Origin of the sequence: Vogesella urethralis (genome assembly GCF_007644045.2) — a bacterium.
In the GTDB taxonomy this organism is placed as follows: domain Bacteria; phylum Pseudomonadota; class Gammaproteobacteria; order Burkholderiales; family Chromobacteriaceae; genus Vogesella; species Vogesella urethralis.
The window spans coordinates 1-12019 of sequence record NZ_VMDW02000099.1 but is presented as its reverse complement, the minus strand read 5'-3'; the positions used below and the strand labels follow the sequence as shown (position 1 = coordinate 12019).

Below are 12019 nucleotides of genomic sequence, written 5' to 3'. Positions count from 1 at the left end.
CTGGTCAGCCAGCAGGGCAGGGCGGCCAACTTATCCACAAGCGGGGCCGCAGCCGGGCAGGCGCTGCACGGGGTTGGGGATAAAATTGTTGACTGATTCAGTCGGGAATTACATTATTATGTAAATAAATTTGTTTACTTAATGGTGCCGCCATGACCCCGCCCGCGCTGTCCCTGTTGCCTCGCATGCTGTCCTGCCTGCTGCCCTACGCCGGCAGCCACCATCAGGGCCTGAGCAATCACCTGCCGATGGTGCTGCACGCCCGCGCGGCGCTGGGGGCCGACGCCGACACGCTGCAGGCTTGCCTGCAGGCCGGTTTGCCACGGCTGGCAACGCTGCACGACGACTGGCGCCCGATCGGCCACTGGCAGGAAGGCGTGGGCGACGCCGACGCCGAAGCGGCATTGCGTCGTTACTTGGCCGCCCAGCCCGATAGTTGGCCGCAGGCCATGCACGCGGTGTTGGCGCAGCCGCTGGGCGGCAGTTTTCATGGCGTGATCCGGCTGGCGTATGCCTTGCGCGCTGGCCAGCACGACGAAACGGTAGCGGCGCTGGCCTACGGCCTCGCCTGTGCGCGGCCCGCCCCGGCGCTCACCGGCCCCGCTGCGGCGTGTACCACGCTGGCGGCGCTGTACCAGCAGCTGGCCGGCTGGCAGCCCTTGGCTAACCGCTACCGCCTGATCGGCGACGATATCGTGGACGTCTTGCAGCAGCTGCAGGCCAGCGGCCAGCTGCCGGCGGTGTGGCCGCAGGAAAGCGGCCCGGCGGCGCGCTGGCGGGCGGCGCGTTTGTATCTGGCCAGCCGCGATTTTGACGCGCTGCATCTGGTTACCGGCTGGCAGGCGGCGTTGAGTGTGGCACGGGCGCTGGGCCTGACCGAGGTGCCTGCAGCTACCGCCAGCCAGTTGCAGGCGGCCACGCTGGCGCTGTGGTTGCGGCTGGGCCAGCCGGCGCTGGCGTCGCCACCGGCGCCGCTCGCCAACCCGGCACGTTCCTGGCCGCTACCGGCGGACGACCACGACTGCAAGCTGCTGTTCAGCGTGCTGCAGTTGGCCGCACAGGACGACGACCCGCGCTGGCTGGGCATGGCGCAGCAGCTGGTGACTTGAGCTCAGCCGTTGTCGCTGAGCAGCCCGCCCAGCGTGGCCTGCATCAACTGCCACACTCTTTCTGCCACCGGCGACAGCGAACGCCCGCTGCGGCGTACCAGCATGACCTGGCGCCGCACTTCCGGCAGCAGCGGGCGTACCACCAGCGTGCTGCCGGCCGGCAGCGGCAAGGCCAGCCGTGGCGACACGCTGATGCCGATGCCAGCCTCTACCACACGGAACACGGCGGTGGAGTGCCCCAGCGATTGCACGACCTCGCCGCAAACGCCGTGCTGCGCCAGCGCCTGGTCGATCAGCGCCCGGCTGCCGGAGTTGCCGTCCAGCAGTACCAGCGGCTGCGCGGCCAACTGGGCCCAGCCCACGCTGTCTTGCGCTGCCAGCGGGTGGTTGGCCGGTAGCACCAGCACAAAGGGGTCGCTGCCGACGCTGATGCCGTCGAGGCCGGGCGGCGATTGCGGGTCTACCACCAAGCCGAAGTCCACCTCACCGCTTTGTACGCTGTCCAGGTTCAGCCGCTGCACCTGGTCCACGATCTGTAGCCGTACCTGCGGGTACTGTTGGCCGCAGTCGGCCAGGCACGCCGGCATCAGGCTGGCCGACAGCGTGGGGCTGCTGGCCACGCGCACGGTGCCGCGCGCCTGCTCGCCGGCCTGGCGGGTTTCGGCCAGCAGCGTGTCCAGCGTTTCCAGCACCCGTTCCAGCTCGCCGGCCAGGCGTTGGCCGGTGGCGGTGAGCACCACCTCGCGCGTGGTGCGGTCCAGCAGGCGCACGCCCAGGTTGTCTTCCAGCTCGCGGATGCGGCGGCTGATGGCGGGCTGGGTGAGGCCAACGTGTTCGCCAGCGCGGGCAAAGCCGCCGTGCTGGCTGACGGCCAGAAAGGCGCGCAACTGGCGTAGCGTGATATTCATGGCAATTTTTTATCAATCAATGAGATAAATGAATTTGCAGTATAGGCGCTGCCGCCGCTACCGTGTACGGCCGTATTCGTCTTCCCATTGGAGAAACCGCCGTGCCGCGCCCGCGCTTCCTGCCCGACAATTTCACCCTTGGCCTGCTGGCCAGCGTTGCCCTGGCCAGCCTGCTGCCGTGCCAGGGCCAGATCGCCGTCTGGCTGGAGCACCTGACCCAGCTGGCCATCGCCGTGCTGTTTTTCCTGCACGGCGCCAAGCTGTCGCGGCAGGCGGTGGTGGCCGGCATGACGCACTGGCGCCTGCACCTGTGCGTGCTGGCCGCCACCTTTGTGCTGTTTCCGCTGCTGGGGCTGGTGTTGCAGCCGCTGTTGCAGACGCTGACCACGCCGGCGCTGGCGCTGGGCGTGCTGTACCTGTGCCTGTTGCCGTCTACCGTGCAGTCGTCGATTGCCTTCGTGTCGGTGGCCGGCGGCAATGTGCCGGCCGCCATCTGCAGCGCGACGGCGTCCAATCTGGCCGGCATCGCGCTGACGCCGTTGCTGGTAGGCTGGTTGCTGGTGCAGGGCGAGGGCGGCATGCACGCCGGCTCGGCCAGCGGCATCGTGTACCAGCTGCTGCTGCCCTTCATCGCCGGCCAGGTGCTGCGGCCGTGGCTGGGTGGCTGGGTAGAGCGCCACAAGCCGCTGCTGCGCGCGGTGGACCAAGGCTCCATCCTGCTGGTGGTGTACACCGCGTTCAGCGCGGCGGTGATCAACGGCCTGTGGCACAGCCTGCCGCTGCCGGCGCTGGGTGGCTTGCTGCTGACCTGCACCCTGTTGCTGGCGCTGCTGCTGTTGCTGACAACGCTGCTGGGGCGGCAGCTGGGCTTTAACCGCGAAGACCGCATTACCTTGCTGTTTTGCGGTTCCAAGAAAAGCCTGGCCAGCGGCGTGCCGATGGCCAAGGTGCTGTTTGCCGGCCAGCCGATGGGGGCCATCGTGCTGCCCTTGATGCTGTTCCACCAGCTGCAGTTGATGGTGTGCGCGGTGCTGGCGCAAAGGTTGGCCGCAGCGGGCAAGCGGGGCTGAGCCCGCTGCGTGGCGGCGTGATGAACAGCAAGGCCTGTTTGCACGGCAAACAGGCCTTGGTTGGCAGGGCAGGGTAACGCGGTTTCTGATGCGTCAGTGTTTGCCGGCGGTCAGTTGCTCGATCGCCTGCACCACTTGTTCCGCGCCGGCGCGAATCTGGTCGATGCGTTCGCCGGCGTGCTGGGTTTTGTCCACGCTGTCGTGGGCCTGAGCCAGGATCTGCGCCATATTGTCCACCGCTGTCGCGGTCTGCTGCTGGATGTCGTTCACCATCTGGGTGATCTCGGTGGTGGACACCGAGGTGCGCTCCGACAGCTTGCGGACTTCGTCGGCCACCACGGCAAAGCCGCGGCCGCTTTCGCCGGCCCGGGCTGCTTCGATGGCAGCGTTCAGCGCCAGCAGGTTGGTCTGGTCGGCAATGTCATGGATGGTCTGCACGATGGAGCTGATCGCCTGCGAGCGTTCGCCCAGCTGGCGGATGTTGGTGCTGGCGGTATCGATACTACCGGCCATGGCGCGGATGTCGGCCACGCTGTCGCGGATGTACTGCACGCCTTCGTCGGCCTGGCTGCGTGCCTGCTGCGAGGTGTGATAGGCAAACATCGCGCTATCGTATTCGCGCTGCTGCTGCTGGATGCGCTCGGTGATGTCGTTGGCAAACTTGATCACCCGCACCACCTTGCCCGCCTCGTCCATGATCGGCGTGTAGTTGGCGTTCAGCCATACCGGCTGCCCTTGCTTGTTCACCCGTTGCACGCGGCCGCTGAAAAACTGGCCTTGGCGCAGCGTGCGCCACAGCGCTTCGTAATCGCTGCTGGCGGCGTAGCTGCTGTCGCAAAACTGGCGGTGGTGCTGGCCGCGAATCTCGTCCAGGCGGTAACCCATGGTGTGCAGGAAGTTGGCGTTGGCGTCCAGCACGCGGCCGTCGACGTCGAATTCGATGATGGCCATGGCGCGGTCCAGCGCCTGCAGCACCGCTTCGTCGCGCTGTGCCTGCTGCACGCTGGCGCTGATATCGGACGCAAACTTGACGAAGCCGCTAACCTGGCCGCTGTCGTCCAGCAGCGGGTTATAGGTGGCTTCCAGCCACACGGTCTGGCCGGTGGCGTTGACGCGGCGGACGTGGCCGCTGAAGTACTCGCCGCGCTTCAGGCGCGCCCAGAACTGGTGGTAGTCACTGCTGCTGCGGGTGGCGGCATCGCAGAACTGGCTGTGCGGTTTGCCGGCGATCTGCGCCAGCGTCTGGTAGCCCATGGTGCGCAGGAAGTTGTCGTTGGCCCAAACCACATTGCCTTCGGTATCGAAGCGGATGACGGCATTGGAGCGGTTGAGGGCGTTGTCGAGTGCGGTGAGGCTGGCGAGTTGGCTGCGCAACTCGGCGATTTCCTGTTTCAGGTGACGATTGAACATGGGGTGAGCCGTCCTTACTGCCGGAGGGCCGGCGTCTGGGTATTGTTGTGGTTTATTTAAGGCAATGAACGTTATCAATGCAATCGCAACATATAAGCACTTTGTAATGTTTCAATAAAAATTCATCGCGCATAGCACGCCGGATGACGCCTTTTTGCATTGCTAAAACAGCAGCCGGGCGCTAGCCTAAGGCGTCATTTTCTGGGGCATGTTCATGGCGCTGACGCAGCTGTTCATTCATCCGTTGAAATCCTGTCGCGGCCAAGCCGTGGCCGAGGCCAGCGTGACCTTGCAAGGCCTGGCCGACGACCGCGTCTGGCTGGTGGTACGCCCCGACGGTAGCCAGATCACCGCGCGTACCCACCCGCGCCTGGTGCAGGTGGAAGCGGCGGGCAGCGGCGAGGGCGGCTGGCAGTTCAGCGCGCCTGGCCAAGCGCTGCTGGCTACCGATACCGCCCGTTTTCAGCAGCCGCATCGTGCCCAGGTATGGAAGAGCGAATTCACCGCACTGAGCGGTGACGATGCCGCCGACGCCTGGTTCAGCCAGTGGCTGGGCGAGCCGGTACAGCTGCTGTGGCTGGGGCAGACCACGCGCCGTTACAAGGACGGCGAAACGCCGCTGTCGTTTGCCGACGGCGCGCCGTTTTTGCTGATCAGCCAGGCGTCGCTGGATGATTTGAACCAAAGGTTGGCCGCGCCGGTTTCCATGCGCCAGTTCCGTCCCAACCTGGTGGTGGACGATGCGTTTGCCTTTGAGGAAGACGAATGGCAACGCATCCGCATCGGCGAGGTGGAGTTCGAGGTAGCCAGCCGCTGTACGCGCTGCATCTTCACCACCATCGACCCGGACAGCGCCGTGCCCCACCCCGACAAGCAGCCGCTGGCCACGCTGATCGGCTACCGCCGGCTGGAAGAGGGGGTTTGTTTCGGGGTCAACCTGGTGGCGCGCAACAGCGGCGTGCTGCGGGTGGGTGACGAGGTGGAAGTACTGGAAAGCCGTCTGGCCTTCGATTAGGAACATGGTATTGCGCAAGTTTGTCTGGCTGGGCCTGTGCCTGCTGTCGTCGCTGCTGCCGGCCCACGCCGGCGGGGTGATCCGTATTGCCTTCATCGAGCACAGCCCGCCGTGGGTAAGCGCCGATAGCCGCCCCGGTATTGCGGTCACGCTGCTGCGCGAAGCGCTGCAGGCCGAGGGCCTGGCGCTGCAGCCGGTGTTCTACCCGTACGCGCGCCGTATTGCGCTGTATCGCCGCAACGAGGTGGACGCGCTGTACGACATTTCTGCCAGCACGCAAAAGCGCGAGAATCTGCCGGGCTCGCTGAGCCGGCCCTTGCACTCGTTCGATAACCTGGCCCTGGCCCTGCAACGCCGTCACCTGAAGCTAGAGCAGGCGGCCGACCTGATCGGGCTGGACATCCTGGCTTGGGACGGTGCGCAGAACGATCTGCCCGACAGTTTCGACGTGGTCGCCGCCGTCGCCCAGGGGCGTTATACCGAAACCGGCGACCAGCGCCAGCAGGTGAAAAGCCTGTACGCCGGCCGTGTCGATGTGATTCTGGCCGACCGCCTGGTGGCCGATTGGTACCGCAAGCGCTTGCGCAACGACCCGCAGGTTGACGCGCGTCAGCCGGTAGACGTGTTTGCCATCTTGCCGCCGCGCGAGGCAACCGTGCTGTGGCGCGACCCGGCACTGCGCCAGCGTATCGATTACCGCATTCGCGAGATGAAAAACGACGGCCGCTACAACGCCATCTTCCGCCAGTACGACGCTGAACCACAACCTTGAGCCTGCCATCGCCATGGGCCTGATCGACGCGCTATTGCCGCAGTACCAGTTTGCCGAGCAGCACCAGCGCCAGGTCAACGCCGATGCGGCCAAGCTGCGCGCCGCACTGGCCCGGCTGCCGCAATGGCAAGACCCGTGGGTGAGCCGCTTCATCTACCTGCGCGAGCTGCCCGGCAGGTTGGCCGCACGCCTGGGCCATGGCAACGCGTTGCCGCACAAACCGCCGTTTGGCCTGCACGAGTTCACCCTGCTGGCCCAGGACGGGCACGAGGTAGTGTGGGGGCTGGCCGGTGCCTTCTGGCGTAGCGACTACGGCTTGCAGCCGATACGCGATGCCGGCCACTTTGCCAGCCTGCAGCAGGTGCCGCGCTTGGTGCTGGCCTTCCGCATCCAGCCGCAGAGCGACGGCACATGCCTGCTACAAACCACCACCCGCGTGCATTGCCCGGACCGCGCCAGTTACCGCCGTTTTGCCCCGTACTGGTACCTGATCCGCCCGGTCAGCGGCCTGATCCGGCAACGCATCCTGCGGGCCGTGGCGCTGCTGGCCTCAGGCCAGTAAGGCCGCCACCTGGTCGGCCAGCGCCAGGCTGGCGGTCAGCCCCGGCGATTCGATGCCGTACAGATTCACCAGCCCCGGTACACCGTGTTGTGCCGGCCCCTGCACGATAAAGTCGCCATCCGGCGTGCCTGGCGGCACGATCTTTGGCCGTACGCCGCTGTAGGTGGGCGCCAGTGCACCGTCTGCCAGTGCCGGCCACCAGCGGCGGATGCTGCGATAAAAGCGTTCGGCGCGGCCAGCGTCCACCGTGTAATTCACCCCGTCTATCCATTCTACATCCGGGCCAAAGCGCGCCTGGCCGCCCAGGTCCAGCGTCAGGTGTGTGCCCAGGCCACCGGCTTCCGGCAACGGGTAGATCAGCTGCGAGAACGGGCAGCGCCCTTGCAGCGCAAAGTACACGCCACGGGCGAAGTAGGGGGCGGGGACGGTTTCACGTGGAACGCCGTGCAGCGCGGTAGCCAGCGCGGGTGCCCACAAGCCGGCGGCGTTGACCACCCGTTGTGCCCGCAGCTCGTAGCCGTCGGCCAGCTGCAGCACGATGCCGTCGGCGCACACCCGGCCCGCCTGCACCGGCGACGCCAGCGCCAGCTGGGCTCCGGCCTGTTCGGCGTCGGCCAGCAGCGCCAGCATCAGCGCGTGGCTATCAACAATGCCGGTCTCCGGCGATAGCAACGCGGCGTGTGCCTGCAGCGCTGGCTCGCGTTCGCGCAGCGCAGCCTGGTCCAGCCAGGGTAGTGCCACGCCGTTACCGGCGGCGTGGCGCTGCAGTGCGGCCAACCTGTCGGCGTCGGCGGCGTCCACCGCCACCAGCAGCTTGCCGATGCGCCGGTGCGGCACGTTGCGCTCGGCACAGTAGCGGTACAGCTGCTCGCGCCCGGCCACGCATAGCCGTGCTTTCAGGCTGCCGGGGGCGTAGTACAGGCCGGCGTGGATGACTTCGCTGTTGCGGCTGCTGGTGTGCTGGCCGATGGCGGTTTCCTGCTCCACCAGCATCACGTCGCGGCCGGCTTCTGCCAGCGCCCGGGCGCAAGCCAGGCCGACGACGCCGGCGCCGATGACGACAGTGTCTACACTATCCATAGTGGTTGTGCTGTTGCAGCGTGGGCGGGTGGCAGGCCGACCTGCCGTTTGCAGCCGGAACGCGACAGGCGTTTTGGCTAGCTGGCGTTAAGCACGGGCATTTAATGGAGTCTTCAGCAAAAAGGCGCATACTGCTTATAGATTAACCCATAGTATTGATAAGCAAAATGAATAGGGGGTGCCATGAAAATCGTACATAAACTGGGGTTGCTGGTGTTGATCACCGTCATCGGCATGCTGGTGCTCGGCGGTGGGGCGACCTGGCAGCTCAAACGCTTCCAGGCGCTGCTGGATGACTCCGAGACCACCATAGCCAGTATCCAGCTGTTGGCCGACGCACGTGGCAACTTCCTCGATTACAACGGCCTGGTCTTGTTGCACGTGATCAATGCCGACGGCAGCCGCATGCAGGCGCTGGAAAGCGAGATGGCCGAACAGCGCAAACTGGTCGACGCGTCCCTGAAAGCCTACGAGGCACTGGTGGCCGACCCGGAAGACCAGCGCCTGCTCGATGATGAACGCCAGAAGCTGCAGCGGGTATGGAGCTTCTACGGCAACATCCTCGACCTGTCGCGCCAGCGCCGTACCGAAGAGGCGCGCCAGCTGTACGAACGCAACCTGGGCGCCATCAACGACGCGGTGAGCGCGCTGGACAAGCACGCCAAGTACAACAATACCTATGTGGAAAACAACAAGGTCAGCTCGGCCGCCATCCAGCGCCAGTCGCTGGGGATCACCCTCGGTCTCACCCTGCTGGGTACGCTGCTGGTGGGGGCCATCGGTTTTACCGTCTACCGCCAGGTAGACCGTGGTTTGGGCGGGGCGCGCCAGCTGATGCAGGATATTGCGACTCATCTGGATTTCACCCGCCGTGCCGACGCGCGTGGCAGCGATGAGATCGCGCAGATGCTGACCGCGCTCAACCAGCTGATCGACAGCTTGCGTGGCAGCCTCACCCGCATCATGGACGATGCCCGCCAGATCAATACCGCCTCTGAAGCGGTGGCCGGGGCGGCGCAAAAGGTGGCGCACGGTTCCGATGCGCAGTCGGAATCGGCGGCGGCGATGGCGGCAGCACTGGAGCAGATTACAGTCAGCATCAACCATGTTGGCGATCGCGCCCAGGAAGCTGACCAGCTGGTGCGCACCGCCGGTAACAGCGCCAGCGGTGGCCGCCAGGTGATCGACAATACCGTGGCCAGCATTCATGCCATTTCCACTACCGTAGGCGAGGCGTCCGGCAATATGGCGCAGCTGGACGAGCGCAGCCGCGACATCGCCAGCGTGGTGTCGGTGATCCGCGATGTGGCCGACCAGACCAATCTGCTGGCGCTGAATGCGGCCATCGAGGCGGCCCGTGCCGGCGAGATGGGGCGCGGTTTTGCCGTGGTAGCCGACGAAGTACGCAAGCTGGCCGAGCGCACCGCGCTGTCTACCCAGGAAATTGCGGCCAGCGTCAGCGCCATCCAGAGTGTTTCCGGTAGCGCCGTCGCGCGCATGCAGGCGGCGGTGGAGCGGGTAGAAAGCGGCGTCACCGAAGCCGGCCGCGCCAGCGAAGTGATGGGCGACATCGTGGGCAGCGCGTCTCAGAGCTGCGAGCTGGTCGGTGAAATCACGCTGGCCATTCGCGAGCAAGGGGCCGCCACCGACGGCATCGCCCACCAGGTGGAAACCGTGGCCAGCATGGCCAACGATAACGCGATGGCTGCCAGCGAGGCGTCGGCCCAGGCCGGGCGCCTGCGCGAACTGGCGGCGGCCATGCAGCAGACGGTATCGGCCTACAAGCTGTAGCACCGCTACCGCGGTACCACCTTGCGGCCAACCCCGGCGGGTTGGCCGCGGTCATTTTGACGGCGGCATGCCGCTGCGTCACACTCGTCTGCTCCGTGCATGCCAGGCGTCACCATGTTGCCCTATATCGCCCTCACCGCAGCCATGCTGCTGTGGTCCAGCTCCTTCATCGCGCTGAAGACGGTGTTTGCCGTCTTCGACCCCTTGTTCGTACTGTTCTGCCGCATGATCATCGCCAGCGTCTGCCTGCTGCCCTGGCTGCTGCGCCGCGGCCAACGTTGGCGTTACCAGGCCGGTGACTGGCGCTGGCTGCTACTGATGGGGCTGTGCGAGCCATGCCTGTACTTCCTGTTCGAGGCGCAGGCGTTGCTGTATACCAGTGCGTCGCAAGCCGGCATGATCACCGCCACATTACCGTTGCTGGTGGCCGTCGGCGCGCATTTCCTGCTGCGCGACCGCCAACCGCGCACCGTGTGGCTGGGCTTGGGCGTGTCGCTGGGCGGCGTACTGCTGTTGACCGGCGGCAGCCAGGCCGACGCCAGTGCCCCCAACCCGGCGTTGGGCAACCTGCTGGAATTCCTGGCCATGGTGTGCGCCACCGGCTACGTACTGATCGCCAAGAAACTGTCCAGCCGCTATTCGGCGCTGGTCATTACCGCCACCCAGACGCTGATGGGCAGCGTCTGGTTTGGCGCGGCGCTGCTGACGCCGTGGGCCAGTTGGCCGCAGCATTTCCCGCTCGACGCCGTACTGTGGGTGGTGTACCTCGGGGCCTGCATCACGCTGGGCGCCTACGGCATGTATACCTGGGCGGTAGGCAAGGTACCGGTGGCACTGGCTGGCGCTTTCATCAACCTGATCCCGCTGTTTACGCTGTTACTCGCCTGGCTGTTACTGGACGAACGCCTGAATGCCACCCAGACCGCCGCCAGCGTGCTGGTGCTGGGCGGCGTATTGCTCAGCCAGTGGCGCCGGAAAAGCAGCAGCAACTGATACGTCGCAATTGAGTTTTCCGATTGGCGGACGATACTGTCAAAAGACTGCATCAATTACCAAGGGGCGCATATGAAATACAAACGGATGGCCAACACGCTGCTGGCCGCCATGCTGGGCATGCTGGCTACCCATGTGGCCGCCAACGAGGCACACGCGCCAGCCGCACCGGCTGCCGCCCACAAGCCCGCCGCCGCGCCGGCCGCCAGTGCGGCACCTGCCGCACATGGCGAGGCTGCACCCACAGCCAAAGCACAGGCTGCGCATACTGAAACCCTGCAACCCTCCATCCACCCACTGCGCAAGCCCAGCATCAAACCGGCCACACCGGTACACGTAGCCAGTAGTCATGCCGCACCGCGCAAGGCCAGCGCCCACGGCACCGCGGCCAAGCACAAGCCGGCGGCAGCACACGGCAGCAGTGCCGGCCATGATGATCATGATCACGGTAGTGAAATCGGCAAGGTCCAAGGCCTGGTCAAAGCCATGCTGGCGGCCAACAGCAACTATATGAAGCGCAATAACAGCGCCTACTTCGACAAGTTCGCCAGCAAGCAGACACCGCGCGCCACGGTGGTGACGTGTGCCGACTCGCGCGTGCAGAGCAACGCCTTCCACGGCGACGCCGTCAACGACCTGTTCATGGTGCGCAATATCGGCAACCAGCTGGCCACCTCGGAAGGTTCGGTCGAGTACGGCGTGCGCCACCTCAACACGCCGTTACTGATGTTTGTCGGTCATGCCGTATGCGGTGCCGTGGCTGCCGCCAGTGGTGACTTCAGCAAACTGGAACGCCCGATCCAGAAAGAGCTGCTCACTATCAACATCCCCAAAGGCATCAACGTCAACGAAGGGGCGCTGATGAACGTGAATAACCAAGTAGACGCTGCCATGCTCAAGTTCGGTGGTGAAGTCGAATCCGGCAAGCTGGCCGTCATCGGCGCCTTCTACGACTTCCGTAACGACTTCAAGCAAGGCAAGGGCAAGCTGATCATCACCAATATCAATGGTGAAACCGACCCGGCCAAGCTGGCAGCTCTCACCAAAGCCGGTAATTTCTTTAATGCTGCAACCGGTATGAGCGCGGCGCCGGCCGGTGGCCACTAGCCATAACGGCTACCCCTAGCAAGCCGCCCGAATGGGCGGCTTTTTTACATCCATATAAATCATATACTTATAAAATAAATGCAAGTATTTGTGATTTTTCTCGCAGAAAGTGTTGACGGCCCAGGGCGGGGTGGGTATAGTTCGCCTCCTCAGCTGACGACGCAAACGAAACGAAGTCAGCACCGCTCTTTAAACAAACCAA

At 65.2% G+C, this 12019-nt stretch carries 11 protein-coding genes; 8 read left to right on the top strand and 3 right to left on the bottom strand.

Annotated features, from left to right (window positions below):
- Nucleotides 1-152: 152 nt before the first annotated feature.
- On the top strand, nucleotides 153-1109 hold the full coding sequence (locus FLQ03_RS12685; RefSeq protein WP_144370542.1) for a questin oxidase family protein: 957 nt from the start codon (nucleotides 153-155) through the stop codon (nucleotides 1107-1109).
- A 2-nt stretch (nucleotides 1110-1111) separates the two neighbouring features.
- Here the strand turns inward: FLQ03_RS12685 and FLQ03_RS12680 are convergent, their stop codons facing one another.
- Nucleotides 1112-2017 (bottom strand): LysR family transcriptional regulator, encoded by a 906-nt coding sequence (locus FLQ03_RS12680; protein WP_144370541.1) that lies wholly within the window; start codon nucleotides 2015-2017, stop codon nucleotides 1112-1114.
- A 101-nt stretch (nucleotides 2018-2118) separates the two neighbouring features.
- Here FLQ03_RS12680 and FLQ03_RS12675 point away from each other — a divergent pair, with 101 nt between their 5' ends.
- Nucleotides 2119-3087 carry a bile acid:sodium symporter family protein gene (locus FLQ03_RS12675; protein ID WP_144370540.1) on the top strand — a complete coding sequence of 323 codons (969 nt, stop codon included), beginning with the start codon at nucleotides 2119-2121 and terminating at the stop codon, nucleotides 3085-3087.
- Between the two features lie 93 nt (nucleotides 3088-3180).
- Here FLQ03_RS12675 and FLQ03_RS19600 read toward each other — a convergent pair whose 3' ends face one another.
- Nucleotides 3181-4497 (bottom strand): methyl-accepting chemotaxis protein, encoded by a 1317-nt coding sequence (locus tag FLQ03_RS19600; protein ID WP_144370539.1) that lies wholly within the window; start codon nucleotides 4495-4497, stop codon nucleotides 3181-3183.
- 214 nt (nucleotides 4498-4711) lie between these two features.
- Here FLQ03_RS19600 and FLQ03_RS12665 point away from each other — a divergent pair, with 214 nt between their 5' ends.
- The 3 genes from FLQ03_RS12665 to FLQ03_RS12655 are packed head-to-tail and all read left to right on the top strand — an operon-like array spanning nucleotide 4712 to nucleotide 6846.
- Nucleotides 4712-5512 carry an MOSC domain-containing protein gene (locus tag FLQ03_RS12665; protein WP_144370538.1) on the top strand — a complete coding sequence of 267 codons (801 nt, stop codon included), beginning with the start codon at nucleotides 4712-4714 and terminating at the stop codon, nucleotides 5510-5512.
- A 10-nt stretch (nucleotides 5513-5522) separates the two neighbouring features.
- On the top strand, nucleotides 5523-6284 hold the full coding sequence (locus FLQ03_RS12660) for a substrate-binding periplasmic protein (protein WP_170252411.1): 762 nt from the start codon (nucleotides 5523-5525) through the stop codon (nucleotides 6282-6284).
- 13 nt (nucleotides 6285-6297) lie between these two features.
- A complete protein-coding gene (locus FLQ03_RS12655) occupies nucleotides 6298-6846 on the top strand; it encodes a hypothetical protein (protein ID WP_144370536.1) in 549 nt (182 codons plus the stop codon).
- Here the strand turns inward: FLQ03_RS12655 and FLQ03_RS12650 are convergent.
- On the bottom strand, nucleotides 6835-7926 hold the full coding sequence (locus FLQ03_RS12650) for an NAD(P)/FAD-dependent oxidoreductase (protein WP_144370535.1): 1092 nt from the start codon (nucleotides 7924-7926) through the stop codon (nucleotides 6835-6837). The genes FLQ03_RS12655 and FLQ03_RS12650 overlap by 12 nt on opposite strands.
- A 183-nt stretch (nucleotides 7927-8109) precedes the next feature.
- Between FLQ03_RS12650 and FLQ03_RS12645 the strand changes: the two genes are divergently transcribed.
- The 3 genes from FLQ03_RS12645 (at nucleotide 8110) to FLQ03_RS19455 (ending at nucleotide 11817) form a co-directional block, all read left to right on the top strand.
- A complete protein-coding gene (locus FLQ03_RS12645) occupies nucleotides 8110-9717 on the top strand; it encodes a methyl-accepting chemotaxis protein (protein WP_144370534.1) in 1608 nt (535 codons plus the stop codon).
- A 114-nt stretch (nucleotides 9718-9831) separates the two neighbouring features.
- On the top strand, nucleotides 9832-10710 hold the full coding sequence (locus tag FLQ03_RS12640; RefSeq protein WP_170252410.1) for a DMT family transporter: 879 nt from the start codon (nucleotides 9832-9834) through the stop codon (nucleotides 10708-10710).
- 72 nt (nucleotides 10711-10782) lie between these two features.
- A complete protein-coding gene (locus FLQ03_RS19455) occupies nucleotides 10783-11817 on the top strand; it encodes a carbonic anhydrase (protein WP_240802273.1) in 1035 nt (344 codons plus the stop codon).
- The last annotated feature ends 202 nt before the right edge of the window (nucleotides 11818-12019 follow it).

What these genes read in the sequence shown, in the direction of transcription:
- FLQ03_RS12650 (WP_144370535.1), bottom strand. Translation starts at nt 7,926, where the DNA reads ATGGATAGTGTAGACACTGTCGTCATCGGCGCCGGCGTCGTCGGCCTG.
- FLQ03_RS19600 (WP_144370539.1), bottom strand. Translation starts at nt 4,497, where the DNA reads ATGTTCAATCGTCACCTGAAACAGGAAATCGCCGAGTTGCGCAGCCAA.
- FLQ03_RS19455 (WP_240802273.1), top strand. Translation starts at nt 10,783, where the DNA reads ATGAAATACAAACGGATGGCCAACACGCTGCTGGCCGCCATGCTGGGC.
- FLQ03_RS12645 (WP_144370534.1), top strand. Translation starts at nt 8,110, where the DNA reads ATGAAAATCGTACATAAACTGGGGTTGCTGGTGTTGATCACCGTCATC.
- FLQ03_RS12680 (WP_144370541.1), bottom strand. Translation starts at nt 2,017, where the DNA reads ATGAATATCACGCTACGCCAGTTGCGCGCCTTTCTGGCCGTCAGCCAG.
- FLQ03_RS12665 (WP_144370538.1), top strand. Translation starts at nt 4,712, where the DNA reads ATGGCGCTGACGCAGCTGTTCATTCATCCGTTGAAATCCTGTCGCGGC.
- FLQ03_RS12640 (WP_170252410.1), top strand. Translation starts at nt 9,832, where the DNA reads ATGTTGCCCTATATCGCCCTCACCGCAGCCATGCTGCTGTGGTCCAGC.
- FLQ03_RS12655 (WP_144370536.1), top strand. Translation starts at nt 6,298, where the DNA reads ATGGGCCTGATCGACGCGCTATTGCCGCAGTACCAGTTTGCCGAGCAG.
- FLQ03_RS12685 (WP_144370542.1), top strand. Translation starts at nt 153, where the DNA reads ATGACCCCGCCCGCGCTGTCCCTGTTGCCTCGCATGCTGTCCTGCCTG.